Consider the following 24,561-nt stretch of genomic DNA (forward strand, 5'->3'; position numbering starts at 1 on the left):
CGATGAGCACGACGCAGCCCCGGGCCGCACGCAACACCACGACGCGTGACAGGCACCGTGCGCAGATCCGCAGAGCCAAGCCGCCGTGCGGGATCTGCGGCGCGGACATCGACTACGGGCTTCCCCACCTCGACCCGGGCGCCTTCGTGGTCGACCACATCGTGCCGCTGGCCAAGGGCGGCGCGGACACGCTGGAGAACAAGCAGGCAGCTCATCGCCTGTGCAACCGCGTGAAGTCGGACAAGACCGATGAGTCCGGCCTGGTCACGATCAGGGTCTTCGTCACCGATCGCTGTTGGTGGTGAGGGGGGTGGGGAGGGTCCCCCGCCCCCACCCGGTCTCGCCCCTCTTGGCATAGGCGAGCACCCCCCATCCCGTTTTTCCACGTTGCGGGGAGGTGGTCCCAATGCCCCGCAAGCCCACCCTCCGCTCGGTCGGACCCGACGAGACGCCCCCCGAGACCGCTGAGGAGAAGGCGGAGAAGCGCAAGCCGCGCACCGTGCTCGCCGCGGCGCAGTCGGGCTCGCGCCTCGAGGAGCTGCGGGCGATGCGCGTTGTCATCGCCCGTCGACTCGACGACCCGAACACCCCGGCCCGCGACCTCGCCGCACTCTCGCGTCGCCAGCTCGAGATCGGCCGCGAGGTCGAGGCCATCGAGATCGCGGAGGACGAGGACCACTCGGTCGTCGTGAAGACCGACGACGAGGCGTGGGATGGGACGGGGTACTGAGGTGCCCCTGAACCATGCCGGCCGCTGCACCCGCCACTGACGATCGCCCGCTCTCCGCGGTCGCGCGCCACGTCGTGGCGCCCGCGGAGATCGCGGCGACCAGCTGGCCCAAGGTGCGCGACACCTGCCACCGGCTCGGGTGGGGTTTCGACGGGTGGCAGGACGGCGGCGGCCGGCTCATCCTCGCGAAGCGCGCCGACGGGTCGTACGCCGCGGACACCGTCGCCATCTCTATCCCCCGTCAGGCCGGCAAGACGTACCTGATCGCGTGCATCATCTTCGCGCTGTGCCTGCTCGAGCCCGGCACCACCGTGATCTGGACCGCGCACCGCAAGTCCACCGCCCGCGAGACGTTCGACCAGTTCGACGGCATGTCGCTGCGACCCAAGGTCGCGCCCCACATCCGCCAGGTTCTGCGCGGCAAGGGCGACGAGGCGATCCTCTTCAACAACGGCTCGCGCATCCTGTTCGGCGCGCGTGAGTCCGGGTTCGGTCGCGGGTTTGCCGGCGTCGACGTGCTCGTGTGCGACGAGGGTCAGATCCTCCCCGAGTCCACGCTCGAGGACCTGGGCGCCACCCAGAACACCGCACCCAACCCGCTGTTCTTCGTCATGGGCACACCGCCGCGACCCAAGGACGCCGGCGAGTACTTCACCGCGCTACGCCAAGAAGCCCTCGACGGGGAGTCCGACACCACGCTGTACATCGAGACCAGCGCCGACCGCGGCGCCGAGCCGATGGACACCGAGCAGCTGCGCAAGGCCAACCCATCCTTCCCGCACCGCACGACCTACCGCGCACTCCTGCGACTGCGGAAGAAGCTGAAGAGCCCCGACTCGTGGAACCGCGAGGCGCTCGGCATCTGGGACCAGGTCTCCGTGCACACCGCGGTGCTCCGCGCGGCCGCGTGGACGCTGCTCACCGACGAGGGCCCCGACTACGGCGCCCGGCCCGACGGCATGGCCGTCGACATGTCCCACGCCCGCGAGATCTCGGTGGCCGCGTGCTGGCCCAACGGCGAGAAGTCCCACCTCGAGGAGGTGTGGGCCGGCATCGACGAGCCCGCCGCGATCGACTGGATCGTCCAGGCCGCCGGTCGCCGGGTCCCCGTGGTGATCGACTCCCAATCCCCGGCCGCGTCGATGATCCCCACCCTGAAGGCCCGAGGCGTCAAGGTCGTCAGCGGCTCGGGCGCCGTCATGGGCCAGGCCTGCGGCGGATGGCTCGCGGCCGCGAACGGCAACCTGCTCACCCACTGCGACCAGGACGTCATCGCCGCGGCGATCGCCGGCGTACGACGCCGCCCGATCGGCAAGGCCGGAGCGTTCGGGTGGGACCGCACCGACCCCGCGGTCAACATCGCGCCCCTCGTCGCGATCACCCTCGCGCTGTTCGCCTCGTCGATCCGCAAGAAGCGGCAGTCGGCCGGCGCCCGTCGCGCCGTCGTCATGAGCTGAGGAGGTGGTGGCCACCGTGAGCGACCTGATCCCGACCTTCACCGCGCCCCCCGCCGGCGCCGGCACGGACACCCGCTCCAGCACTGGCGCGGGCGCTGGTGCTGCCCGGTTCGACGGGTCGGCGCCCGCGCACCTGCGCCTGCACCGCCTCAGCGACGCGGAGGAGAAGAAGCGCAACCGGCTCGTCGCCCAGCTGCGGGTCGCGCAGAAGGTCAACGCTCGCCAGCAGTCGTACTACGAGGGATCGAAGCGGGTCCGCGACCTCGGCATCTCCATCCCCCCGCACCTCAAGGACGTCGAGGCCGTCACCGCCTGGCCCGAGATCGTCGTCGACGTCATCGACGAGCGCTCCGACTGGCGAGGCTGGACCGTCGACGTCGACGACCCCGACGGCGAGCCGGGCGCCGGCGACCCGCTCGGCCTGGGCGAGGCGTACGACGTCAACCACCTCGGCATCGAGGTCAGCCAGGCCGTGCTCGACTCCCTGATCAACGGGATCGGGTTCCTCTCCACCGGCACGGGCGAGGACGGCGAGCCCGACGTCCTGGTCAAGGCGGAGTCGCCGTCGATGATGACGGCCACCTGGTCCCCGCGGTTGCGGCGCGCGGTCGAGGCGCTGCGCGAGAACAAGGCCTCTACCGGTCGCATCACCGGCTGGACCCTGTTCGAGCTCGACAGCACCATCACCACCGAGCGCCGCGACGGCGGCGGGCTGCTGGTCGTGGACCGCGACGAGCACGAGATGAACCGCATCCCCGTCGCGGTGCTGCTGAACCGGCCGCGCTCCTCGCGCACCTCGGGGCGCTCGGAGATCACCCGCGCCGTTCGGTCGTTCACCGAGTCGGGCATGCGGACGTTGCTTGGCATGGAGGTCTCCCGCGAGTTCTACGCCGCGCCCCAGCGCTTCCTGATGGGCGCCAACGAGGACATGTTCCTCGACGAGAAGGGCAACCTGAAGCCGGCGTGGGAGGTCCTCCTCGGCCGTGTGCTGGTCGCCCCGCTCAACGAGGTGGACGAGGCCCCCACCGCGGGGCAGTTCTCGGCCGCGTCGCCGCAGCCGTTCACCGAGGTCCTGAAGTCGCTCGCGCAGATGGTCAGCGCCGCGACCGGGCTGCCCGCCACCCACCTCGGGTTCGCGACCGACAACCCCTCGTCGGCCGACGCGATCGACAAGGCCGACCGGCGGCTGAATAGCCGCGCTCGGCGCCGCCACAGCCAGTACGACCTGGGCCTCATCGAGCTCGGCCGAACCATCTGCCTGTGGCGCGACGACGATCTTCCGCCGGCGGGCATCATCCGCTCGCTGTGGACCGACCCGGGCGCACCGCCGCCGGCCGCGCAGGCCGACCGCGCGGTGAAGATGATCACCGCCGGCGCGCTCGACCCGACGTGGGACTTCACGCTCGAGCAGTTCGGACTCACCGACGACGAGATCCGGCGCGTGAAGAAGGAGCGCCTGCGCACCCAGGGGCGCACGTCGCTGACCGAGATCATCGACCGAGTCCAGGCCGGGGCCGGCGGCGCACCGGCCGACGGCGCGGGCGGCGAAGGCGACGGCAGTGGCGACGGCGTTCAGCCTCCAGCGTGACGTCGGTGCCCTGACGGGCCTGGCCCAGACCGAGATCGACGCGCTCTTCGCCCAGCTCGTCGACGCTGCCCAGGCGCGCGAAGCCCTCAACGACGTCCTGCCCGCTCTGATCCTGCAGTACGGGCAGGCCGCGGCCGCGATGGCCGCCGACTGGTACGACGAGCTCCGCCTCGAGTTCGGCGTCGCCGGCCGGTTCACCGCCACGCCGGCCCAGCTCGGAGACCCGGGCGCGGCCGCGCTCGTCGGATGGGCCGAGACCACCTCGACCGACCTCAGCGCAATGTCCTCGCTCATCGCCGGCGGCGTCGCCCGCCGCGTGGGGAACTGGGCCCGACAGACCGTCATGGGCTCGAGCCTGGCCGACCCCCGCGCCAGCGGGTGGCAGCGCGTCGCCCGCACCAACGGCTGCGACTTCTGCGTGATGCTCGCGCGCCGCGGCGCGGTCTACACCCAGCGCGGCGTCAACTTCGGCGCCCACGACGACTGCAACTGCGGAGCCGCACCCAAGTGGTCCGGCCGAGGCGACGTGTTCGACGTCGCCGACTACCGCAAGTCCACCCGCACCGACCGCACCACCGACGCCCAGCGCGAGGCCTCGAACGCCCGGGCCCGCGACTGGATCGCGAACAACCTCTGACCACCCGCCGCGCCGCACGACGACGGCGCGGGACCACGGGGTCATCGTCGGCCCACTCCCACCGGAGGACGTCCCATGCGCACCAACAACCTCACCCCCGCTCTCGACGCGTTCCGCCGCGGCCTGCCCGTCAAGCCCGTCGGCTACCTGCCCAACGGCCGCGCGGTCTACCCGATCGCCGGCGGCGCCCCCGACGACGGGGACGGCAAGGGTGGCGACGACAACGGCGACGACGGCGGCAAGGACAAGGGCGGCGACAACGGCGGCGCCGACAACGAGGACAAGTTCACCCCGATCACCAGCCAGGCCGACCTCGACAAGGTCCTCGGCAAGCGCCTCGAGCGCGAGCGCGGCAAGTTCCCCGACTACGACGACCTGAAGAAGAAGGCCGAGCAGTACGACAAGCACCTCGAGGAGACCGCCACCGAGCAGGAGAAGGCCGTCAAGGCCGCACGCCAGGAGGGCGAGAACGCCGCGGTCGAGCGGACCAACACCTACCTCATCAACGCCAAGGCCGAGGTCGCTGCCGCCACCGCGAAGTTCCGCAACCCGGCCACCGCGGTCAAGCTGATGGACCTCTCCGGCGTCACCGTCACGAACGGCGTGGTCGACGCGGCCGCGGTCAAGGCCGCCGCCGAGAAGCTCGCCGAGAGCGACCCGTACCTCGTCGACACCGGCGACGGCAAGGGCCGCCGCCCCAGCCCCGACAAGAACCAGGGCGGCTCCGATGACAAGCCGAGCGCCTCGGTCGCCGCCGGCCGCGACGCCTACGCCGAGCAGAAGGCGCGTCGCAACGGCGGCTCCACGAACTCGGGCTCCGGCTCGAGCAACAACTCCTGACCGACCCCGCCCCGGGGCGATCAGCCGCACGCAGGCGGTACCTGCGGCCCTCACGTGGCCCGTCGGGTCGCGGACTTCCCTCACCCACTCTCTGACCAAGGAGAAGCACATGCCTCGTCTCGTCCGCGAGACCTTCGGCGCTGGTGACACGTCCTGGCTCGACTCGGCCCACGGCATCGCCAACTGCCGCACCGAGCTGCTCGACATCAGCGCGTTCACCCCGGCCACCCACTACCCCAACGGGTACATCCCCTCGGGCACGCCCGTGGCCAAGGTCGCCGGCCTGCTCGTCCCCTACACCTCCGCCGAGGCCACGGTCGCCGGCGCAGGTGTCCTGACGGGCCACCTGTTCACCGACCAGCGCGTGGTCGGCACCCAGGACTTCGCGGTCCCGGTGCTCGACCACGGCCGCGTCAAGGCCGCGAAGGTGCCGCAGGGCACCGACGCGTTCACCGCCCCCGTCGCGGCCGCCAAGCGCGCCGCCGTGACCATCAACTACCGCTGAGGAGGGGACTAGCTCATGAGTCTCTGGACTGACGTCATCGACCCCGCGACCCTCACCGGGTACGTGCGCGCCTACATCGAGGACTACGAGGCGCAGCAGGGGTCGCTCGCCCGCTGGCTGCCGAACCGCTACGTGCCCGACACGGTCGTGCGGTTCGTGCAGAACGACAACGGCCTGGTGCCGATCGCGGAGTTCCGCGCGTACGACGCCGAGCCGACCATCGGCAGCCTGCCCGGCGGCAAGCGCATCACCCTCGAGCTGCCGGCGCTGGGGCGCAACATCCCGGCCTCCGAGTACAACCAGCTCCGGGCGCGCAACGCCAACATCTCCGACGAGCGCGCGCTCCCGACGCTGGAGAACGCCGGCCGCGTCGCCGGCCGCGCGGTCGTCGGGGCGATCGAGCGCCTGCGCGGCACGGTCATCGACTCCGGTCGGGCCACCGTGCCGGGCTTCATGGACGACGACTTCGGGCGCTCCCCGCAGTCGGCGTTCACCGCCAGCGAGCTGCTGTCCGACCCCGACGCCGACCTGCTCGGCATGGCCCAGGACTGGTCCGACGGGTACAACGACCGCAACAACGGCGAGGATCCCGGCGCCGTGCTCGTGTCGAAGAAGGTCCTGCGCAACATGGCGAAGCTCCGGCAGTTCGCCACGGTGCTCGCCTCCGGCGGCAACCGCCCGGCCACCCAGGCCGACGCGCGCACGACGTGGGAGGCGGCCGGCCTGCCGACCATCTACGTCTACGACCGCAAGGTCAACGTCGCCGGCGTCACCACGCGGGTTCTGGACCAGGACAAGATGTACTTCCTGCCCAGCCCGGTCGACCCGAACGAGGAGGAGGGCGCGCCCCTCGGTGCCACGCACTGGGGTCAGACCCTCACCTCGAGCGACCCCGCCTGGGGCATCGGCGACGCCGAGCAGCCGGGCATGGTCGTCGGGGTCTACCGCAACCCCAAGCCGCCCATGATCGCGGAGACCATCTCCGACGCGATCGCGCTGCCGACGGCGGCCAACCCCGACCTGGCTATGGCCGTGGAGGTGCTGTGATGGTGACCGCACGCACCCTCGCGAAGGCCGTCCAGGTCGGGACCGACTTCTACCCGGCGGGCTCGCGTCCGCCGGCTGAGGTCGCGGAGCTGATCACCAACCCCAAGGTGTGGGCCACGGCCGACACCGACGGCGAGGACGGCGGAGACGGCACCGGCGCGGGCTCCTCGAGCTCGAGCACGCCGGCGAAGAAGAAGACGACGAAGCAGGCCACCAAGCCCGCAGCGTCGTCCACGGCCAAGACCCCGGCCGAGCCCAAGACCAACCCCGAGGGCGACGCCCAGGGCGAGGCCGACGGCGAGAACGGTGACGGCCAGGTCGACGGCGAGGCCGACGGCCAGGGCACCGACCCGGGCGCCGGCGAGAAGGGCGAGGGGGCTCTCTCCGAGCCGCCCCGCTCCGGCAAGGGCTCCGGCCTCCCGGCGTGGAAGGCGTACGCCGAGTCGCTCGGGCTCGAGGTGCCCGACGACGCGCAGCGCGACGACGTGATGACGCTCGTCGACCTGCACGACGCCGACTCGGACGACGACGACTCGTCCGAGGACTGAGGGGAGAGGGGGCGCCACGATGGCTGGACCGTTCGCGACACACACCGATCTGGCCAACACGTGGCGCCCCCTCGACCCCGAGGAGCAGACCCGCGCCGACGCGCTGCTCGCCCGGGCCTCCCGCAAGGTCCGCAACCGCTGGCCCGACGTCGATGCCCGGATCGCCCTCGACGCCGGGGACCCCCGCCACCTCGACCCCGAGTCCGTGAAGGACGTCGTGCTCGAGATGGTGCAGACCGCGATGAGCGTCGTCATGCCGGGCGTCACCCAGCAGTCGACCACCACCGGGCCGTTCTCGAGCTCGCAGACATTCGCCAACCCCGCCGGCCGGCTCTACTTCACCGGCGAGATGGTCGCGGTGTTCGAGGGCTTCCGCCGGCGCAAGGCGTTCTCGATCGACCTCACCCCGGCCCGTCAGCCCGACTGCTACTGATGTTCTGGTTCGGCGAGACCGTCGTGCGTCTGCGGGCGGAGAGGCACGCCGACCCGTACAGCGGGCGCGACACCCGACGTGTGTGGGACGACCCGGGGCACCCGCCCGCCGAGCTCACGATCCACCGCGTCGGGTTCGATCCCGGCGGCTCGGCCGAGCCCGTCACCGCCGACAACGAGCAGCGGGTCATCACCCAGCCCACCATCTACGACCTCACGTACGCCGACGTCGCCGCCGGCGACCGCATCCGCCGCGAGTTCACCGGCGTGACCTACGAGGTCGACGGCACCCCCGCGCCCTGGCGCAATCCCTACACCGGCGAGACGCCCGGGCAGGTCATCAAGCTCAAGATCGTGGAGGGCTGAGGTTTGCCGACACCCCGCATCCGCATGAACAGCGCCGAGATCCAGAGGATGCTCAACGGCGAGGGCCGCTACTCCGGTGTCCGCGAGGACCTCACCGCGCGCATGGAGAAGGCGCTGGCCTACGCCGACGCCAATGCTCCGGTGAAGACCGGCAACTTCAAGGACGGGCTCGAGCTACGGCAGGACACCACCGACCGCGCCGTGGTCCGCCTGGTCGGCACCGCCCCGCACTCGCATCTGGTCGAGACCCAGTCCGGGATCCTGGCCCGCGCGCTCGATGAGGCCGGCGGCGAGTGAGCCCGCCTCTGCGTCCCACCGTCGTCATGCCCGACGCGGTGCTATGGGCCACCGAGTACCTGCGCGCTCAGCTCGACGTCCGCCCCGAGGCCTTCACCGCCGACGTGCTGGTCAGCGACGAGGTGCCCAACCCGCGCGAGCCGCGGATGGTCATCGTGCGCCGCGACGGCGGCCGCTCGGAGACGCTCTTCGACAACCCCCGCCTCTCGTTCCGCGTGTGGTCCCCGCGCAAGGAGGACGCCAACGCCCTCGCCGCCATGGTCGAGGCGCTCGTGCTCGCCGCCCCCGGGCACGGCCCCGTCATCCGGGCGACCTCCGAGTCCGGTCCCAGCAAGGTCACCGACGAATCGGCCGTGCCACTCCGGTACCTGGTCATCTCCATCCGCACGAGAGGAAAGCAGCTGTGAAGCTCACCCATCCCGACAGCAATCAGACGATCAACGTCGACGAGGCCCGCGTCGACATGTACCTCTCCCAGGGCTGGCGCGAGGCCACGGCCGACGCCCCCAAGGGCAACGCGCCCCTCCCCGAGTGGCAGGCGTTCGCCCGCGAGAAGGGCTTCACCGACGACGACCTCGAGGGCAAGACGCGCGACGACCTGCGCACCGCCCTGTCCTGACCCACCCCGCTCGACCGCCGCCGCGCCGGCACCCACCACCACAACCGAGAGGAGCAGCCGTCATGGCTCTCGACAGCAGCAAGGTCCGCGTCGCGATCACCGGCGTGGTTTCCGTGGGCGACCGCACCGCGACCCCGCCCACTGGCACCGGGTCCGCGATCACGCCGGCGTTCAAGGACGTCGGCTGGATCAGCGACGCCGGCGTGACCCGCACGATGCCCAGCCAGGGCGAGGCCACCCGCATCCCCGGCTGGCAGAACGGCGCCACGGTGCGGACGATCCGCAGCGCCCCGACCGAGAACCCGACCTACAAGCTCGTGATGCTGGAGACCAAGATCGAGGTCGTCCAGTTCGTGCTCGGCGTCACGGTCACCAGCACTGCGACCGAGGGCTCCTACGAGATCGACACGAGCAAGCCACGCAAGCACCAGCGCATGGTGCTCGACGTCATCGACGAGGCCGAGCTCATCCGCGACTTCATCCCCTACGGCATCGCCACCGAGATCGGTGACCAGGTCTACGCGAACGGAGCCCCCATCGGCTGGGAGGTCACCGTCGAGGGCGAGCGCGACCCGGTGCTCGGCTACAACGCCAAGCAGTGGAACACCGGCCTGAAGACGCCGGCCTGATCCGCCCGCCCTGCCAGGAGCCGGGCGCTGACGCTGCCTACCTGGTGGGGGCGGGCCCCTCATCCACCCCGGCCGACTTCGCGCGGAGGTCGGTCGGGGTGCACCACCCCATCCGCGCACGCTCATTCATCCGCGTACAGCTAGGAGATCCGCGCATGTTCACGATCACCACGAACCAGGAGTTCGGCCAGGACGAGGTCTACACCGTCGACGTCGACGCCGACTCGTTCCACCAGGACGAGGCGCTCGTCGTCTTCGAGAAGACGGACACCCCGGATGCAGCCTCGCACCCCGACGACCCCGCGCCCACCTCCGGGCCGTTCAAGACTCGCCGCGTCGTCGCCGGGTTCCCGATCCACGCCGTCGTCGCCATCCTCGAGAAGAAGGAGGCCTGACCCATGGGCGTCTCCCAGAACCCCGCGAAGAAGGCCGCGGCCAAGAATACGCCCGCGCGACGTGCGCCGGCGAAGAAGACGACGACCTCCCCCCGAGCGCCCCGCACGGCCCGGCCCGCCGCGGCGAAGCAGCCGACCGACCGCCAGACCAAGACGAACGCCGTGACCACGTTCGTCGGTCTGGACGGCGAGACATACACGCTGCCCACGATCGGTGAGGACATCGGAGCCAAAGTGCCCGGCGGCATCACCAAGGCCGCGATCATGAACCCCGATGACCGAATGGCCCAGCTGCGGCTGACGTTCGCCACCATCGAGTCGGTCGAGATGGCCGCCGAGACCCGCGCGGCGCTCGAGGCGCTCACCACCGAGGAGATGCTCAAGGTCGCGGCCCGGTGGATGGGGGAATCCAAGGGCTCCTCGGTCTGATCGCAGCCCACCGAGGGGCCGTTGAGTACGACTGGCGCACCCGCTTCGCTCTGCCGCTCTCCGCGATCGGCGGTGAGGCAATGACCATCACCGAGGCCGCCCGCCTCGTGCACCAGCTGATGGTCGACCCGGGGTCCCACACCTTCGCGGCCGCGAACGAGTGGACCTACCCGATGTCCCGTGAGGCCATCGTCACCGCTGACCTGTTCGACCTGCAGCACGCCAGCAAGACCGGCAAGAAGAAGCCCGACCCCTACCCCCGCCCGTGGCCCGACCCCAAGAAGCAGAAGCAGACCTCGCGCCACGGCGACGCGGCCGGGCGTTCGCCTGAGCAGGTCGGGGAAATCCTCAAGGGCTTCGGTCACGACATCGTGAAAGGTGAGGTGATCGACGATGGCCGGTGAGGTCGCTTCCGCGTTCGTGTCTTTGATGCCGTCGGCGCAGGGCTTCGGCCCTGCGCTCGACGCCGAGACCTCGGGCCCGGTGGGTCGGGTCGCGAAGAACCTCGGGAAGATCATCGCCGCCGGCATCCTCGCGGGCACGGCCGTGGTGGGCGCGGGGATCTTCGAGGCCATCGAACAGGAGAGAGACGCCGACCGGATGGCGGGCGCGCTAGGCCTGAGCCCGGAAGAGTCCAAACGACTGGGCGGCATCGCCGGCGGCCTCTACGCCGACGCCTACGGGGAGTCGTTCGGCGAGGTCACCGGCGCAGTCGAGGCGGTCGTGTCGTCGATCGCGGGGATGTCGTCCGCGTCGTCGGCCGACATCGAGTCGGTGACCGCGGCGGCTCTCGACTTCGCGTCGGCGTTCGAGACCGACGTCGCGCGTTCCTCTCAAGTCGCGGGCCAGCTCATCTCCACGGGTCTGGCGAAGGACGCCACCGAGGCGTTCGACCTCATCACCACCGCAAGCCAGCGTGTGCCCAAGGCGCTGCGCGAAGACATCCTCGACGCCGGTGACGAGTACGGCCAGTTCTTCGCGACCCTCGGTTTCAGTGGCGAGCAGGCGTTCGCGATCCTCGTTGACGGCGCCGAGAAGGGCATGTTCGGCATCGACAAGGCCGGCGACGCGATCAAGGAATTCACGATCCGCGCCACCGACATGTCGACGGCGACGCAGGACGCGCTGGGCACCCTCGGTCTCGACGCTGGGCAGATCGCCAACGACATCCTCGCCGGCGGCGACACCGCGTCCGCGGCGTTCGAGAAGATCCTCACGGGGTTCAACTCCCTGCCCGACGGCGCGACCAAGGCGAACGCCGCGATCGCGCTATTCGGCACCCCGCTCGAGGACCTCTCGGTAGCCGGCATCCCCGAGTTCATCAACTCGCTGTCCGGCGGGTCCGAGAGCATGGCCGGATTCGCCGGCTCGGCCGAGGCGCTCGGGGAGACGCTGGGCGACAACGCCGCGACCAACATCGAGAAGTTCAAGCGGCACATCACCCAGGGCGTCGTCGACGCCGTCGGCGGCTACGCCCTCCCGGTCATCAACGACCTCGCGAACTCGCTGACGGACAACCTCGCGCCGGCCGTCTCGGTCGCCGCCGACATCTTCCGCGACGACATCCTCCCCGTGGCCCAGCTCGTCGGGGAGAAGGTGCTCGAGCTCGGTGGCGCCGCGGTCGACGCGGGCGAGAAGGCCGTGCCGATGTTCGTCGCCATCGCCGAGGCCCTCGAGCCGCTGGCCGCCTTCGTCGCCGCCGCCGTGATCGGCGCACTGTCTGTCTCGTTCGACGTCCTGATGAGCGCGATGGAGCCCGCCGGCGCAGCGTTCGACTGGATCGCCGGGCTGGCCGAGCGGTACCCCACGCTCTTCGGTGCGGTGGCCGCCGGGCTGGTCGGCATCACGGTTGCGCTCTACGCGTGGAAGACCGGCGTCATGATCGTCACCGGCGTGACGAAGGCATGGGCCATCGCGCAGGGAGCGCTCAACGCCGTGATGCTGATGAACCCCATCGGGCTCGTCGTGCTCGCGATCGTCGCACTGGTCGCGGCCTTCGTGTACGCGTGGACCAACTCCGAGACGTTCCGCGAGTTCGTCACGAACGCGTTCGCGAAGGTGCTCAGCATCGCGATGTCGGTCGTCAACTTCTTCCGAAACGACATCCCCGCCGGCTGGTCCTGGCTGCGGGCGAAGACGGTCGAGATCATCGGATCGATGGCCGCGTGGATCGGGCAGAAGATCGAGGCTGTCAAGGGCGTGTTCCGCAGCATCGGCGTCATCGTCGGCATGGTCATCGGCTACTTCGTCAGCATCAAGGACGGCACGATCGCACGGGCCGTGGAGATGGTCGCCTGGTTCGGCGGGATCGGTGGCCGCCTGGCCGCCGGCGCCCGGGGCATGTGGGACTGGATCGGTGACACATTCCGCTCCGCGCTCAACGCGGTCATCCGGATGTGGAACAACTTCGAGCTGACGATCGACATCCCCGACGCGATTCCCGGCCTGCCCGACGAGTGGACCATCCGCACACCCAACATCCCGCTCCTGGCCGAGGGCGGGTTCGTCACGAAGCCGACCCTGGTCATCGCTGGCGAGGCGGGCACGGAGGCGATCGTGCCGCTGCCCCGGCTCGGGGAGTTTGCCGACCGCGCCACAGGCGGACGTCGCGACGGAGACGACGGCGTGAGCTCGGCCGACCTCGATCGAATGGTCGACCGGCTGGCCGAGGCCATCAACTCCCGGCCGAACGTGCTCAAGGTCAACGACCGCGACGCCGCCTACCTACAGATGCAGCAGGACCGAGCGATGGAGGACCTGGCGTCATGATCACCACCCCCGGTCCAGTGGACCTGACCGCGAACCAGATGAACCCGACCGGTGCGCCGTTCGCGCTGCGTCTGTTCGGTCAGTGGCTGCACCTCGAGGGCATCGCTCCCGGGGTAGGCGTGACGAACGGGCGCGCGGTGTCGCGGATGGTGTCGGTCGACGGGGTGGCGTGGGACCAGCGGGCGCCCCGTGGCCCGCGGTCGTGGGACGTGCAGTGGGAGTGGGCGACGAAGCGATCGGTGACAGCGCTGACCCTGGCCGCTGACTTCCCGGACGACGTGTGGCTGCTCGACCGCGCGGCCGCGGTCGCGAATATGCTCGACAACCGCGCCTGCCTCGGCACTGGTGCGGTGCTCCTCGCTGGCGGCACGCCGCTGCCCCGGCTCACCGCCAACCGGGTGGCCACCACGATGGTCCGTGGCGGGGTCGCGACCTTCGCGGCGCTGTGGTCGACCGAGCCGGCCGGCACCGTCGTCGGCGCGGTGTCGTGGCCGGGCGGCGACGCCCAGCTCGTCGCGCCAGGCGGGACCGCGGCACAGCGGGCGGAGGTCGCGTTCACCCCCGACGCCGACGGACCCGTGACCCTGACGGCGTTCGCCGGCACCACCGGGCTGCAGGTCACCGAGGACTGGCTCCCCGAGGAGTGGATGGCTGGGCAGCGCACGCCGTGCCGCGTGTCGGTGTCCGACCCGGCCGAGAACCTCCACCGGATGTCCGCCGGGGAGCAGGCGCTCGCTGACTACTCCGTGACCCTGCGAGAAGTCGGGTGAGCGAGGGCCGCCACGTCACCCTCGGCTGGTTCGTGGTGTCGCTTCCTGCCTCGCTCGACGGCACCGAGTGCCCCGACTGCGGCTTCGACACCGTCGTGCTGTTCCCCGTGACCCTGCTCAGCGAGTCCGGCGTCACCCCGTGGGGGCACGCCGCGCGCTGCACCCGCTGCTGGATGGAGGCCAACGAGTGAGCTTCACCGACCCGTCACCCTCCGAGATCACGCCTATCGTCCGGGTCGACCTCGGTGCCCCGCTCGGCGTGCGGACCGTGACGTCGTGGGACCTCGAGCGCGAGCTCGTCGCCGCGGCCGTCGCCGGCACCGTGCGCGGCCCCGGTCTCTCGATCGGCAGCGGCAACCTCACCATCGCGCACACCGACCTCTCCCGCACGCCATGGGCCAAGGGCGCCCTGCGCATCAAGACGGGCGGCGAGGCCGTGCTCGTGGGCGAGGCCTCCGACGGCGAGACCATGGCCCTCGATACGTGGCTGGTCGGCCCCAAGTCAGGCTCGATCGGTGGCGCCAGCATCAGCGTCCCACTGCGGGAGAAGCAGTACGCCGGGCGCCGCCAGCAGAACCTGCTGCCGATCCTGGCCGGTGCGCACGCCGACCCCGCGTGGATCGTCGACGTCCTGGCCCGCCAGCTCGGCTACTACACCACCCCGCCGCCGGTGCCGTCCGCGCTCACCAGCCTGCCCATGAACGGGGCGGTCTGGGAGGAAGCGAACGCCGCCAACCCCAGCGAGTTCGAGGTCCCCACCGGGTGGGGCGCATTGCGGGGTGCGCTCGGCCCAACCGGGCTCGTCGACATCGCGGTGCAGCTAGGGGTGTCGGGGTGGATCTACACCCAGGGCGTCTACATCCCGATGTCCGACCCGCGGCTGATGCGCGACGAGCCGCTCTTCTGGACGCTCGACGTGCGCGGCGTCGTCGAGGGCTGGTTCGGGTACGGCCCCACCGGCCAGGTCCACATCCGCATCGACCGTGACGCCGGCGAGCTCGCGATCCGAGGCGGCACCAGCCGGGCGTGGGTCACCGTGCCGTTCACCCCCGGCGCGAACGGCGACTACCCCGACCGGGTTCAGGTGCAGATCGAACGCACCGGCACCCCCGACCCCTCCGACAACCCCCGCTCGAGCATCGGAACGTTCGGCCCGTCCCGCGCCCGTGCCCGCTCCTCGGCAACCGCGCCCTGGTCGGCATGGGCGGTCGAGCCGTGGGTCGGGGTGACGAACGGGATCTACGACCTGGCCTACAAGGCGGCCGCCGGCTCCTCGTTCGCGGCCGCGCAGGTCACCACCGTCGCGGACCCGCTGCTGTGGAAGCCGCCGACTGCCGACATCGACAAGCTCGGCGGCATCATCGTCGCCCCGTACCTGCCGGCCACCACCGACGTGTGGTCGGGCATCCAGGCGGTCGCCTCGTCGTGGCTGGCCGCGGCATGGCGCGACCGGGACGGGGTCCTGCGTCTGCGCGAGCGCGGCTACCTCGCCGGCAACGGGCCGGTGCGAGAGTCGATCGACGTCGGCCGCAAGGTCGAGGACCTCCCATGGACCCTCGACCCCGCCGACACCGCCGACCGCCTGGTGGTTCAGTGGTCCCCGGTCGACGTGGTCACCCCCATCGCCAACGAGTTCCCCGTGCTGTGGGAGGCACCCGAGGCGCTCCGCGTCGACCCCGGCAAGTCCGTCACCCTCATGGCCGACCTCGACCGTCTCGGGTTCGAGCACGGCACCCAGTTCTCCCCGAGCAACGCCGTGCCGTGGTACCCGATGTGGAGCATCTACGGTGAGCAGCTCTCCACGTGGTCGGCCAACCCCGAGCGCGACGGCTCCGGGCCACAGCCCGGAGACGGCGCCCTGCAGATCACCACCCGCCGGATCTCCGCCGGCCGGGTCGAGGTCACCATCCGCAACGCCTCCGCACAGGTGCTGTGGACCGTCGACGCCCAGGGCAACCCGCACCTGAAGATGCGCGGCTGGGGTCGCATGGACCAGAACCAGCCCGCCACCATCGAGCGCGGCGTGCCCGAGGACCTGGCAACCAACAAGCTCGAGGTGTCCCTCGGCTCCCACGTGCAGCGCGCCGAGGACGCCGAGGCGATCGCGGACCACCTCTACGCCCGGCTCTCGGCCGAGCGGATGTTCCGGATCAACAGCCTGCGGGTGGTGCCCGACTGGTCGCGCGACATCGGCCAGATCGTCGAGCTGTTCCACGAGCGGTCGGCGCTGCGGGTCAAGGCGCTCATCGTGAAGGTCGCGATGAGCGGTGACGGCGGCAGCGTCACCCAGCAGCTCGACGTCGTGTGGCTCGTGCCCACCTACCGCGACCTGCGCGAGGCATGGGTCGGCCGCTCCTACGCCGACCTCAAGGCCCACTGGGCCGGCCGCACCTACGCCGACCTCACCGACGACCCTCTTTCGACAGGAGCCTGACGATGGGCAACACCCCCCTGGGCATCGCGTTCCCCGACGACGACGACCCGATCGACGTCACGGAGTCCATCAAGGAGACGGCCGAGTCGGTCGACGACTACCTCACCCCCAAGCGAGAGACCATCGCGCTCGCGGACCCGTTCGCGAACACGCTGATCCTGACCAAGGTCGGTCCCCTCGTGGTGCTCACAGGCGGCGTGCAGCGCCAGGGCCAGCCCGCCGCCGGGTCCGTCGTCATCGGCACCCTCCCGCCCGGCTTCGCCCCACAGTCCGAGGCCGGCACGATCGTAGGAACGGCGTTCGGCACGAACACCACCTACCAGCTGCTCGTGCGCCCCAACGGCGACGTGCTGTTCCGGCTCTCCGCAGCGACCGGCAACACGATGCACGTCGCCCTCACCTGGGCCACCGCGTGAGCACCGAGGCGCCGACCAACGGCGAGCTCGTGCGCCGCATGGAAGAGGTCTTCGCGCGCCTCACCCAGCAGCTCGAGGCCCTGACCGGCGAGATCCGCGAAGACCGCCGCGTCAACGAGCGCACCTACGTGCGCCGCGACGTGTACGACGCGGAGCGTGCCGCCGACAAGGCCGCCCGACGCGACCTCGAGAAGGACATCGCGGAGCTGGTCGAGGCCCGCAAGTCCGACGCCGGCTTCCGCCGCCAGGTCCTGTTGTGGGGCGCTGGCCTGACCATCACCGTCATGGTGACCATCGTCGTCGCCGTCGCCAACCTGCTCGCGAGGTGAGCACGATGAAGGCACGCATCCCGATCCCCTCTCACCGCACCGTTGCTCGGGCGTGGCTGCTCGCCGGTGTCGTGTTCGTCGTCGTCCTGGCGTGGCTTGTCTGGACCGTCGCGGTCCAGGCGCACAACGCCGAGAAGCTCGAAGACCGCGATCGCGAATCGCTCGCGGACCGAGCTGACCTACGTGACGACGTCACCGCGCTCGACGAGGCGCTCGTCGAGGCGAACCGCCGCCTCGAGTCCGTCGGCGAGCAGCCCGTGGCCACGCCCACGACGACGTCGACGCCAGGCGCCCCCGGTGCCGCAGGGCAGCCCGGCCCGCGGGGTGCACCTGGTGCTGACGGCGAGAACGGCGAAGACGGCGAGGACGGTGCGCCGGGAGCAACGGGCGCCACCGGAGAGCCCGGATCCAGCGGTGCAGCCGGCGAGCCGGGCGCTTCTGTCACGGGCCCGCCCGGGTCGACCGGGGCGACGGGACCTCAGGGCGCTCCTGGCCCCGCAGGGCCGCAGGGAGAGCCCGGCGCGGCCGGTTCCCCCGGGGCCACCGGGCCGGCAGGGAACGGCATCGCCTCCGTCATCTGCGAGGGCCTCACGCCCGGCACCACGTTCACGTTCACCTACACCGACGGCACCACCCAGACCGTCACGTGCAGCACGCCGGTCGAGCCCGAGCCGGAGCCCGACCCCACCGACCCGCCGGGCCTCGACCCGGTCCTGCCCTGAGGAGACACAGACCATGACGCGACCCCTCGTCGGCGGCACCCCCGCGGACCACGTCGGCACCTACACCAGCGGCGGCCAGCGCAACGTCGGCCCGGCCGTCGCCACGTGGTGGTCCTTCGACGACCCCACCGTCCAGCTGACCGACCTCCTCACGCTCGACGGCGACCCCGTCACGTCGGTGCGCCTCGGCTCGGAGGGTCTGATCCCGCCGCACTACTGGCCCGACGAGGTCAAGCTCGCGTGGCTCAAGGTGTCGGGCATCGCCGAGCCGTACCTCTACCGCGTCAACGAGGGACCCGCCGGCCCGGTCGGTGCGCCCGGAGCCCCCGGGGGTTCGGACGCCGAGACCGCCCAGCGCATCAACGAGGGCCCGCTCACGAAGGCCGCCCTCGGTGGAGCCGTAGCAACGCAGGCGATGACGCACGTCTCCGTCCTCGCACCGTGGCTTCGGCGCCTACGGGAGAGTCCGCTCCTCGCGAAGATCGGGCTCGTCGGGGACTCGACCTACGACAGCGGCGCGTCGGGCCTCGGCCTCCACAACGCGGTGAAGGCGCACATCACCCCGGGCGGCCTGCTCGAGGGCATGGTCGACGCCGGCGTGCTCAACCACGGCCGCAACGGCGCGACCACGGCCGTGATCACGAACGCCGCGAACATGGCTCTCCTGGCCGCTGCCGCCCCGGACCTGATCATCGCTGGCCCCGGCATCAACGACGTCCGCCAGCGGGTCCTCACCACCCACACCGAGGACGTCACGTGGCTGCGCGCGATCCTCGTGACTGGCTTCAACGCGATCCGCAAGGCGTGCCCCGGCGTGCCGATCATCGCGTCGATGCCGAACAGCTTCACGACCACCGACGTCGGCGGCGCCGGCTACGTCGTCAACGGCAACCCCCAGGAGTGCTCCGCGATCCTGCGCGACGCCTACCTCTCGCTCATCGCGCAGTGGCCCGACGTGCTCGTGCACGACACCCAGGAGGAGGTCTTCGGGACCGTTGCGCTGGCGACCTCGCCCTACATGGCCGACCAGATCCATCCCTCCAACGGTGGCTACAACGCCAAGATCGCCGCACTCGCGCCGCTCATCGGCCGCCTGCTCGCCTACAGCACGGGCCGCGCGGCCGCCGCCCGGCTGGCGTCGCCCTACGCCCCCTGGACCATCTACGGACGAGAGGTCGAGGACACCAGCCGCTACGTGCTGGTCGCCAGCGGGCTCTACGTCGGCAGCGCCGGCGGCGAGGCCGTGCCCTCCCAGAACCGCTACGTCGACTTCAACTACAGCCACGCCGCCTCGGCGAACATTCAGCGCAACGACCTCATCGAGATGCCCGACGGCACCACCTTCCGCTACACCGGCAGCCGCGGCACCCCCGGGGCGGACCGCCTCCGCATCACCGACACCGGCGTGCCGCTCTCGCACTCCAACCCGCCCGCCACCGCGGCCACGAACCTGATCGCCGGCCGCGGCACCGTGCGTGTCTGGCGCCGCCGCACCGCGATCGCCGTGCCCTCGACCCCGACGCCCGTCGTCACCCAGAGCGTCATCGCCGACACCGCGTCGTGGCGGTTCAAGCGGATCGGCGTCATCGCGACCGCGAACACCGACCTCGCCAACGCCGCCCAGCGCGTCATCGACATCAACGCCGCCTCCGTCACGGCCGAGGCCCCCTCGGTCCCGGCCAGCGACTGGGCAGTGGCTACGGGTGACCGCGTCTACATCGACGGCATGAGCGCGATCGACGCCGCCGAGTTCTTCACCATCGGCACCGACGGCATCACCTCCGGCGCCCAGGGGCCCTCCCTGCGACTCACGGGCATGAGCCAGCTCAACCGCAGCGCGCTCGTCGGGCGCCTCGCCGTTGTGGTCGGCACCCACGCCTGATCGATCGGGTCAGCCTCGCGAGGCCCGCACGATCGCTGCGATCTGCTCGAGCGATGCAGCCGAGGGGGCGGGGAGCGCCGAAGCCACGTCCGCGGCTCCGGCCTCCGGGTCGCTGCTGATGAAGACCTTGTCGGCCAGCATCATCCGCACCTTGCTCGTGTCATCAGGTCCCATCGGGGCGGTGAACAGGTCGACGGTCTCCAGCTGGGCGGCCGTCGTCTCGGCCCAGCGCGACGTCTTGCGGTGCCGGCCCGACTCGGAGACGAGGTAGCTCGACAGCGCGAGCAGCGCGAGCACGTAGGGCAGATGGCCTAGCGCCTGCTGCCAGCTCGACGCGATGCCCGCTCCTTCCTGAACGACGGCCGTTACGGCTGCAGCCGAGAAGATGAGGACGGCGAGGATGCGCAGGTAGTCAGCTGTGCGGCGCTCACGCGCAGCCATCCTCTGGTAGTGGCGACCAAGCTCAAGCGACCCCAGCTCACCGCGACGATTGTCCTGCTCCTCTACGGCATCGCGCGACTCCTGAACCTGCGACACGAGAGCGTCGGACACGCGTCGGTCGTTGGATGCTCGCGCGCGAGCCGACTCAAGTCGAAGATAGGCGGCGTAGCGATCCTGCATCTCGATAGCTCCGCCGACGAGCTCTTGAAGCGCCTCTCGCCCGTACTCGGCCTCGTTCAGCATCCGCTGAGCGTCGTCGATGGCCACCATGACGGCATGCCGCAACGTCTCGACGACGGGCACGACGACGGATCCGATCTGGTCGGACGACTCCTGGTGAATCAGCGCCTGGAAGAGGTCTTCAAGTGCGCCCTGCCCCCGGTTGACCGATTCCAGCGGTAGCCGCCGCAGCGCGCCGTAGGGCGCGCCCTGTGACGGTACGGAGTCGGCGGCCATCGTCAGGACATCGTTCGCGATGTCGACGAGGTAGGGGAAGTCGGCGCCGAGCCGAGCCGCCATCGACTCGGGCGGGTTGCTCGCGAACGACATGACGTCGCTCGCTCGCCGGAGCATCTGACTGAAGGGCATATCTGACACCGCGCGAGCGTAGATGGCTGCCGCCGCTTCCGTCCGACCTTCGCCCAAATGCCCCACCCCGCACCACCCCCTGACGGCCGCCCGGCCAGCACGACCGGGCGGCCGTTCCCGTCCCACCACCAGGAGGTACGCCATGCGCCGCTTCGAGCTGCACCGCGACCAGGACGTCACCGGCATCTCGGGTGTCGGCGTCGTCGCCGAGGGTGTCGTCTTCAGCGACGGCACCACCGTCGTCCGATGGATCGTCGGCGACCACCAGTCCACCGTCATCTGGCGCGGCGTCGAGTCCGTCGAGGCCATCCACGGCCACGGCGGCGCGACCCAGATCGTGTGGGTCGACTGATGGCCATCACCCCGGACACCCCCGGCTTCACGTCCTACGGCGGGCGCACGGCGTGCACATGCCTCGCGCAGTGGCTCCCCGTCCTCGAGCGCCTGGCCCAGCACCGCGGCATCCTCGACGGCGACCTCACCATCACCCAGATGACCGGCCGCGCCGCCGCCTCCGCCGGCACCCACAAGGAGGGCGGCGCCGTCGACTGGCTCGAGACCATCCGCGCGCTCGTCGACCTCGCCCGCGAGATGGGCGGCGCCAGCTGGATCCGGCTGCGCCCGGCGTTCGACATCGACCACACCCACACGGTGCTCAACGGCTGCGCGCACAACGGCCCAGCCCGCTACCAGGTGACCGCCTACCTCGCCGGGTTCAACGGCCTCGGCAAGGGCGGCCGCGGCGGCCGCGAGACCGACGAGCCGCGCAAGCTCCGCACCTGGCGCGAGGGCATCACGTGGGCCAAGGCCCAGCTCGAGAACACACCCACCGAGGAGGACGACGACATGTCGAAGTACGAGGACCAGCTCGACGAGATCCTGACCCTGACGAAGCGCACCGACGCCCGGGTGCTCACCACCCAGGGCGCGGTCGAGAAGATCCACGGCCTGGTGGCCGGGGTCGCGAAGGCCATCCCCAACATGAGCCGCTGGATCGGCTACCTGATGAAGGGGGTCGAGGGCCAGGGCGCCAGCCTCGTCGCGCTCCGAGCCCAGGTCGACGCCGCGCTCGAGCAGAGCAGCGACCCGTCCGTGCGCGCCGACCTCGAGCGCATCGCAGGCGAGCTCGACGCCGTGATCGACAAGGTGGGCGCGTGATGGCCAAGCACCGCGCCAGCGACACCACCCAGATCCGTCGCCCCTGGCGTACGACGGTCCGCACCGCCGTGCAGACCGCGCTGGCCGTCGTGCCCGTGCTCGGCCTGGTCGTGCCCGAGGTCGTCAGCATCGTGCTCGAGGAGGCCGGGGAGTCGATGCCGGCGGGCGTCCGTGTAGTGCTCCTCGGGGCATCGGCCGTCATCGTGGGCGTCGCGGCCGCGGCCGCGCGCATTATGGCGATCCCCCAGGTCGAGACGTTCCTCCGCCGCCACCGCCTGGTGCGCGGGCTCGCCGCCAACCCGGAGCCGAGGAAGGACAGCGTTTCCCGCACCTGAGGCACGCATAGTCGACGGCTCGGCCGCCCCGCCCCCGCCCTCCTGACCGAAGGGCGGGGGCATTTCCGCGTCAAGGTGTGACGAGCGACTCACCGGCGTGGGTGGTGGACACACTTGCCCACCCGGTGCATTCTGGGGGCTATCCCGCCCTGCCTCTCGGGGGAACGCCGAGGAACACGCGCATCACGGTCCACCGTGGTGGAGCCCGTCACCTAAATGCCCGAAGGCGCCGACCGAAGTCGACGCCCTCGAGGTTGATCTTGAGAGAAGAACCGGTGTCAGCTCGTTGCAGCGAGCTGGTTCACCAAGGTCCGGAACGCGCACTCGCCGGGCTTCCGGTCGAGGCAGGGCGGGAACGTAGCTCCAGCCGTGTGTCGGGTGATCAGGCCGTACTGGTCGGCCCAGTCTCCGCTGACCGGGACGCGCTGCCCGGTCTTCCATGCTCCACGAGGCCCCTTGGGGCGATGAGCTCGGGTCACTGTCTTACTCCTTGCAGGTGTCTGGAATGGTGTGGTTGTGCAGAATGTGACGTCGCTCAGCGACTGGCGGTCCGCGCCCGCGGGCGACGACCCGCGCAGGTGCACCGAGTGCGCCGGCGAGTGGTTCCGCCTCGAGGGCCGCGACGGTGGTGCTCCCGCGGTCACCCTGAACCATGCTGGCGACATCACGGGTTACGCCGCAGGTCGCGTTGTGTGCAATGACTGTGGGCACAACCAGCAGTAGCCGGCTCCTGTTGCCAGGGCCGGCTGAGGGGGCGAGTGCGACGTCAGTGCATCGCGTGCAGAAGCTCATGGTGGTGGACCTGACGGTTGCGGGCGGGCTCGTGTCTCATGAGACCGGACCTTTCGTTGACGGGGCAGTGGAACCGTTGCTGGGGAAGCAACCTTGAACGTGGCTAGGGCGAGGGTAATGCCCGTCAACGACAGTTCCCGGTAGCACGCTCATCGTCGGCGTGTCCGCCAGTCTCAAAAGAAAACGAGGCGGGCCCCGACCCCTCGGGACCCGCCTCGTGCGTCAGGTGCACAAACGCCACGTTCGCCACCGTCCAACATCCGCAATCCACACACTGCCCCATCCTGGGGAGAAACATGTGGATATCCGCTGAGTGTCGTCGTACGACCTCCATCAGCGCTCCGGGGACACTTCCGCTGGTCGCGGCGAGTGGCGGGCGAAGCCCCGGTCGAACGACTACGGCGCGAGGGGAGCCGTCTCGTTCGTCCACCCGGCGCCGTCCCAGTACCGCTGGACGTCACCTGCGGGGTACCAGCCGGCGGGCACGCTCGGGGGCGGGGCGCTGAGCGCGGCGGGCTGCTCGACCTGCTCGATCACCACTGCGTCAACCACATCGCCGGCGCTCACCGTGCGACCCCTCGCGTGCTCGGCGGCGACGTTCACCTTCGCGGCGAACTTCCTGGCCTTGCCCTCGTCCTTCGCCTTCAGCTCGACAAGGATCGCGTCGCCGGGGACCTCGATCGCCAGGTACACCTTGTTGCGGCCCTTCTTCAGCGCGAGCGCGAAGACACCGGTGAGAAGGACGCGGGTGGCAGTGATGCGGGGCTGGATGTTCTGGCCCAGGTCGACCTGGGCGGCGCACTCGGCAATCGGCCAGGACGTGAACCCACGCTTCAGCTTGTCGCCAACGATCCGGTACTGGCCGAACCCCGCGTCGTGCCTGTGCTGCTCAGACCACTCCGACAGACCCATCTCATCTCCCTGATGTTCGTACTCTTCGCCGAGCCCACGCTACGACGGTCGCCGGTCCGCCGTCCTGCGTTCGCCCCCACTGTTCCTGTCGGTGGCCGGTGGCACCCTCGCGGGCATGCCCCATGCCGACCCGACCACAGCGCTCGACGAGCGCGACGTCGCGATCCTCGAGTTCGAGCGCAAGTGGTGGAAGTACGTCGGCGCGAAGGAGGAGGCGATCCGGGCCGAGTTCGACATGAGCGCGGTCCGCTACTACCAGGTCGTCACCGCCCTCATCGACCGGCCCGAGGCGCTCGAGCACGACCCGCTCCTGGTGCGCCGACTACGCCGTCTCCGCGACGCCCGGCAGAAGCAGCGCTCAGCGCGCCGGCGGCTCGGCTTCGACGACTGAGCCCCCCGCGGCGTGGGGCAGATCGTGGGGCAGCGAGCCATTTCGAGCCGCTTCGATCGACTGCACATCACATCCCACCGCACCCGTTCTGACCTGGCCAGAC

At 70.8% G+C, this 24,561-nt stretch carries 32 protein-coding genes; 30 read left to right on the top strand and 2 right to left on the bottom strand.

Annotated features, from left to right (window positions below; genetic code table 11):
- Positions 1-2 precede the first annotated feature (2 nt).
- The 26 genes from K329_RS0117620 to K329_RS0117755 all read left to right on the top strand — a co-directional run bounded on the left by K329_RS0117620 (position 3) and on the right by K329_RS0117755 (position 19,841).
- A complete protein-coding gene (locus K329_RS0117620; protein WP_028474081.1) occupies positions 3-305 on the top strand; it encodes an HNH endonuclease in 303 nt (100 codons plus the stop codon).
- 101 nt (positions 306-406) lie between these two features.
- A complete protein-coding gene (locus K329_RS0117625; RefSeq protein ID WP_211225900.1) occupies positions 407-730 on the top strand; it encodes a hypothetical protein in 324 nt (107 codons plus the stop codon).
- 14 nt (positions 731-744) lie between these two features.
- A complete protein-coding gene (locus K329_RS0117630) occupies positions 745-2,187 on the top strand; it encodes a terminase large subunit domain-containing protein (protein WP_052337064.1) in 1,443 nt (480 codons plus the stop codon).
- 16 nt (positions 2,188-2,203) lie between these two features.
- Positions 2,204-3,775, top strand: coding sequence for a phage portal protein (locus tag K329_RS27675; protein ID WP_169721613.1), 1,572 nt, complete (start codon positions 2,204-2,206; stop codon positions 3,773-3,775).
- A complete protein-coding gene (locus K329_RS27680; protein WP_052337066.1) occupies positions 3,747-4,412 on the top strand; it encodes a VG15 protein in 666 nt (221 codons plus the stop codon). Before K329_RS27675 ends, K329_RS27680 begins: the two co-directional genes overlap by 29 nt.
- Before the next feature lie 75 nt (positions 4,413-4,487).
- Complete coding sequence (locus K329_RS29770; RefSeq protein ID WP_052337067.1) at positions 4,488-5,252, top strand: hypothetical protein; 765 nt, start codon at positions 4,488-4,490, stop codon at positions 5,250-5,252.
- Positions 5,253-5,361: 109 nt separating this feature from the next.
- Complete coding sequence (locus K329_RS27690) at positions 5,362-5,757, top strand: hypothetical protein (protein WP_211225901.1); 396 nt, start codon at positions 5,362-5,364, stop codon at positions 5,755-5,757.
- 15 nt (positions 5,758-5,772) lie between these two features.
- A complete protein-coding gene (locus tag K329_RS0117655) occupies positions 5,773-6,804 on the top strand; it encodes a major capsid protein (protein ID WP_028474084.1) in 1,032 nt (343 codons plus the stop codon).
- 2 nt (positions 6,805-6,806) lie between these two features.
- Positions 6,807-7,352, top strand: a complete 546-nt coding sequence (locus tag K329_RS0117660) for a hypothetical protein (RefSeq protein ID WP_157571814.1) — start codon at positions 6,807-6,809, stop codon at positions 7,350-7,352.
- A gap of 19 nt (positions 7,353-7,371) precedes the next feature.
- Positions 7,372-7,785, top strand: a complete 414-nt coding sequence (locus K329_RS0117665; RefSeq protein ID WP_028474086.1) for a Gp19/Gp15/Gp42 family protein — start codon at positions 7,372-7,374, stop codon at positions 7,783-7,785.
- Positions 7,785-8,150: a hypothetical protein gene (locus K329_RS0117670; RefSeq protein WP_028474087.1), complete on the top strand. Its 366-nt coding sequence runs from the start codon at positions 7,785-7,787 to the stop codon at positions 8,148-8,150. Before K329_RS0117665 ends, K329_RS0117670 begins: the two co-directional genes overlap by 1 nt.
- A gap of 24 nt (positions 8,151-8,174) precedes the next feature.
- The gene (locus tag K329_RS0117675; protein ID WP_052337068.1) at positions 8,175-8,447 is read left to right on the top strand and encodes an HK97 gp10 family phage protein; all 273 of its coding nucleotides are present in this window, start codon (positions 8,175-8,177) and stop codon (positions 8,445-8,447) included.
- The gene (locus tag K329_RS29775; protein ID WP_052337069.1) at positions 8,444-8,854 is read left to right on the top strand and encodes a hypothetical protein; all 411 of its coding nucleotides are present in this window, start codon (positions 8,444-8,446) and stop codon (positions 8,852-8,854) included. The genes K329_RS0117675 and K329_RS29775 overlap by 4 nt, the downstream gene beginning before the upstream one ends.
- Complete coding sequence (locus tag K329_RS0117685; protein WP_028474089.1) at positions 8,851-9,066, top strand: hypothetical protein; 216 nt, start codon at positions 8,851-8,853, stop codon at positions 9,064-9,066. The genes K329_RS29775 and K329_RS0117685 overlap by 4 nt, the downstream gene beginning before the upstream one ends.
- Positions 9,067-9,128: 62 nt before the next feature.
- Positions 9,129-9,695 (top strand): phage tail tube protein, encoded by a 567-nt coding sequence (locus tag K329_RS0117690; protein WP_028474090.1) that lies wholly within the window; start codon positions 9,129-9,131, stop codon positions 9,693-9,695.
- A gap of 155 nt (positions 9,696-9,850) precedes the next feature.
- A complete protein-coding gene (locus K329_RS0117695) occupies positions 9,851-10,090 on the top strand; it encodes a hypothetical protein (RefSeq protein WP_028474091.1) in 240 nt (79 codons plus the stop codon).
- 3 nt (positions 10,091-10,093) lie between these two features.
- Positions 10,094-10,519: a hypothetical protein gene (locus tag K329_RS29780; RefSeq protein ID WP_028474092.1), complete on the top strand. Its 426-nt coding sequence runs from the start codon at positions 10,094-10,096 to the stop codon at positions 10,517-10,519.
- A gap of 80 nt (positions 10,520-10,599) precedes the next feature.
- On the top strand, positions 10,600-10,923 hold the full coding sequence (locus tag K329_RS29785) for a hypothetical protein (RefSeq protein WP_028474093.1): 324 nt from the start codon (positions 10,600-10,602) through the stop codon (positions 10,921-10,923).
- Positions 10,913-13,288, top strand: a complete 2,376-nt coding sequence (locus tag K329_RS29790; protein WP_084541421.1) for a phage tail tape measure protein — start codon at positions 10,913-10,915, stop codon at positions 13,286-13,288. Before K329_RS29785 ends, K329_RS29790 begins: the two co-directional genes overlap by 11 nt.
- Complete coding sequence (locus K329_RS0117725) at positions 13,285-14,058, top strand: hypothetical protein (protein ID WP_157571815.1); 774 nt, start codon at positions 13,285-13,287, stop codon at positions 14,056-14,058. The genes K329_RS29790 and K329_RS0117725 overlap by 4 nt, the downstream gene beginning before the upstream one ends.
- Positions 14,055-14,249, top strand: a complete 195-nt coding sequence (locus tag K329_RS0117730; RefSeq protein ID WP_028474096.1) for a hypothetical protein — start codon at positions 14,055-14,057, stop codon at positions 14,247-14,249. Before K329_RS0117725 ends, K329_RS0117730 begins: the two co-directional genes overlap by 4 nt.
- Positions 14,246-16,492: a hypothetical protein gene (locus K329_RS0117735; protein WP_028474097.1), complete on the top strand. Its 2,247-nt coding sequence runs from the start codon at positions 14,246-14,248 to the stop codon at positions 16,490-16,492. Before K329_RS0117730 ends, K329_RS0117735 begins: the two co-directional genes overlap by 4 nt.
- Before the next feature lie 2 nt (positions 16,493-16,494).
- A complete protein-coding gene (locus K329_RS0117740) occupies positions 16,495-16,908 on the top strand; it encodes a hypothetical protein (protein ID WP_028474098.1) in 414 nt (137 codons plus the stop codon).
- Positions 16,905-17,237, top strand: a complete 333-nt coding sequence (locus K329_RS0117745) for a hypothetical protein (RefSeq protein ID WP_028474099.1) — start codon at positions 16,905-16,907, stop codon at positions 17,235-17,237. The genes K329_RS0117740 and K329_RS0117745 overlap by 4 nt, the downstream gene beginning before the upstream one ends.
- 5 nt (positions 17,238-17,242) lie before the next feature.
- Entirely contained in the window at positions 17,243-17,959 is a 717-nt protein-coding gene (locus K329_RS31970) for a collagen-like domain-containing protein (RefSeq protein ID WP_052337071.1), read from the top strand.
- A 13-nt stretch (positions 17,960-17,972) separates the two neighbouring features.
- Positions 17,973-19,841, top strand: a complete 1,869-nt coding sequence (locus K329_RS0117755; RefSeq protein WP_028474100.1) for an SGNH/GDSL hydrolase family protein — start codon at positions 17,973-17,975, stop codon at positions 19,839-19,841.
- A gap of 9 nt (positions 19,842-19,850) precedes the next feature.
- On the opposite strand, the gene K329_RS0117760 is transcribed toward K329_RS0117755, so the two are convergent.
- The gene (locus K329_RS0117760; RefSeq protein ID WP_043644135.1) at positions 19,851-20,879 is read right to left on the bottom strand and encodes a hypothetical protein; all 1,029 of its coding nucleotides are present in this window, start codon (positions 20,877-20,879) and stop codon (positions 19,851-19,853) included.
- A 133-nt stretch (positions 20,880-21,012) separates the two neighbouring features.
- Here K329_RS0117760 and K329_RS0117765 point away from each other — a divergent pair, with 133 nt between their 5' ends.
- Genes K329_RS0117765 through K329_RS0117775 form a run of 3 tightly spaced genes read left to right on the top strand, consistent with a single transcriptional unit; the run spans position 21,013 to position 22,363 of the window.
- Positions 21,013-21,222: a hypothetical protein gene (locus tag K329_RS0117765; RefSeq protein ID WP_028474102.1), complete on the top strand. Its 210-nt coding sequence runs from the start codon at positions 21,013-21,015 to the stop codon at positions 21,220-21,222.
- Entirely contained in the window at positions 21,222-22,028 is an 807-nt protein-coding gene (locus K329_RS27720) for a hypothetical protein (RefSeq protein WP_052337072.1), read from the top strand. The genes K329_RS0117765 and K329_RS27720 overlap by 1 nt, the downstream gene beginning before the upstream one ends.
- Positions 22,028-22,363, top strand: a complete 336-nt coding sequence (locus K329_RS0117775) for a hypothetical protein (protein ID WP_028474103.1) — start codon at positions 22,028-22,030, stop codon at positions 22,361-22,363. Before K329_RS27720 ends, K329_RS0117775 begins: the two co-directional genes overlap by 1 nt.
- Positions 22,364-23,551: 1,188 nt before the next feature.
- Here the strand turns inward: K329_RS0117775 and K329_RS29800 are convergent.
- On the bottom strand, positions 23,552-24,067 hold the full coding sequence (locus tag K329_RS29800) for a DUF2510 domain-containing protein (RefSeq protein ID WP_052337073.1): 516 nt from the start codon (positions 24,065-24,067) through the stop codon (positions 23,552-23,554).
- A 115-nt stretch (positions 24,068-24,182) separates the two neighbouring features.
- Between K329_RS29800 and K329_RS0117785 the strand changes: the two genes are divergently transcribed.
- The gene (locus K329_RS0117785; protein WP_028474104.1) at positions 24,183-24,458 is read left to right on the top strand and encodes a DUF3263 domain-containing protein; all 276 of its coding nucleotides are present in this window, start codon (positions 24,183-24,185) and stop codon (positions 24,456-24,458) included.
- Positions 24,459-24,561 lie beyond the last annotated feature (103 nt).

This window comes from Nocardioides alkalitolerans DSM 16699, assembly GCF_000426525.1.
In the GTDB taxonomy this organism is placed as follows: Bacteria; Actinomycetota; Actinomycetes; order Propionibacteriales; family Nocardioidaceae; genus Nocardioides; species Nocardioides alkalitolerans.

What these genes read in the sequence shown, in the direction of transcription:
- K329_RS0117740 (WP_028474098.1), top strand. Translation starts at nt 16,495, where the DNA reads ATGGGCAACACCCCCCTGGGCATCGCGTTCCCCGACGACGACGACCCG.
- K329_RS29790 (WP_084541421.1), top strand. Translation starts at nt 10,913, where the DNA reads ATGGCCGGTGAGGTCGCTTCCGCGTTCGTGTCTTTGATGCCGTCGGCG.
- K329_RS0117620 (WP_028474081.1), top strand. Translation starts at nt 3, where the DNA reads ATGAGCACGACGCAGCCCCGGGCCGCACGCAACACCACGACGCGTGAC.
- K329_RS0117625 (WP_211225900.1), top strand. Translation starts at nt 407, where the DNA reads ATGCCCCGCAAGCCCACCCTCCGCTCGGTCGGACCCGACGAGACGCCC.
- K329_RS0117785 (WP_028474104.1), top strand. Translation starts at nt 24,183, where the DNA reads ATGCCCCATGCCGACCCGACCACAGCGCTCGACGAGCGCGACGTCGCG.
- K329_RS27720 (WP_052337072.1), top strand. Translation starts at nt 21,222, where the DNA reads ATGGCCATCACCCCGGACACCCCCGGCTTCACGTCCTACGGCGGGCGC.
- K329_RS0117690 (WP_028474090.1), top strand. Translation starts at nt 9,129, where the DNA reads ATGGCTCTCGACAGCAGCAAGGTCCGCGTCGCGATCACCGGCGTGGTT.
- K329_RS0117675 (WP_052337068.1), top strand. Translation starts at nt 8,175, where the DNA reads ATGAACAGCGCCGAGATCCAGAGGATGCTCAACGGCGAGGGCCGCTAC.
- K329_RS0117670 (WP_028474087.1), top strand. Translation starts at nt 7,785, where the DNA reads ATGTTCTGGTTCGGCGAGACCGTCGTGCGTCTGCGGGCGGAGAGGCAC.
- K329_RS0117765 (WP_028474102.1), top strand. Translation starts at nt 21,013, where the DNA reads ATGCGCCGCTTCGAGCTGCACCGCGACCAGGACGTCACCGGCATCTCG.
- K329_RS0117630 (WP_052337064.1), top strand. Translation starts at nt 745, where the DNA reads ATGCCGGCCGCTGCACCCGCCACTGACGATCGCCCGCTCTCCGCGGTC.
- K329_RS29780 (WP_028474092.1), top strand. Translation starts at nt 10,094, where the DNA reads ATGGGCGTCTCCCAGAACCCCGCGAAGAAGGCCGCGGCCAAGAATACG.
- K329_RS0117695 (WP_028474091.1), top strand. Translation starts at nt 9,851, where the DNA reads ATGTTCACGATCACCACGAACCAGGAGTTCGGCCAGGACGAGGTCTAC.
- K329_RS0117665 (WP_028474086.1), top strand. Translation starts at nt 7,372, where the DNA reads ATGGCTGGACCGTTCGCGACACACACCGATCTGGCCAACACGTGGCGC.
- K329_RS31970 (WP_052337071.1), top strand. Translation starts at nt 17,243, where the DNA reads ATGAAGGCACGCATCCCGATCCCCTCTCACCGCACCGTTGCTCGGGCG.
- K329_RS0117725 (WP_157571815.1), top strand. Translation starts at nt 13,285, where the DNA reads ATGATCACCACCCCCGGTCCAGTGGACCTGACCGCGAACCAGATGAAC.
- K329_RS29785 (WP_028474093.1), top strand. Translation starts at nt 10,600, where the DNA reads ATGACCATCACCGAGGCCGCCCGCCTCGTGCACCAGCTGATGGTCGAC.
- K329_RS29800 (WP_052337073.1), bottom strand. Translation starts at nt 24,067, where the DNA reads ATGGGTCTGTCGGAGTGGTCTGAGCAGCACAGGCACGACGCGGGGTTC.
- K329_RS0117655 (WP_028474084.1), top strand. Translation starts at nt 5,773, where the DNA reads ATGAGTCTCTGGACTGACGTCATCGACCCCGCGACCCTCACCGGGTAC.
- K329_RS27690 (WP_211225901.1), top strand. Translation starts at nt 5,362, where the DNA reads ATGCCTCGTCTCGTCCGCGAGACCTTCGGCGCTGGTGACACGTCCTGG.
- K329_RS0117775 (WP_028474103.1), top strand. Translation starts at nt 22,028, where the DNA reads ATGGCCAAGCACCGCGCCAGCGACACCACCCAGATCCGTCGCCCCTGG.
- K329_RS29770 (WP_052337067.1), top strand. Translation starts at nt 4,488, where the DNA reads ATGCGCACCAACAACCTCACCCCCGCTCTCGACGCGTTCCGCCGCGGC.
- K329_RS0117755 (WP_028474100.1), top strand. Translation starts at nt 17,973, where the DNA reads ATGACGCGACCCCTCGTCGGCGGCACCCCCGCGGACCACGTCGGCACC.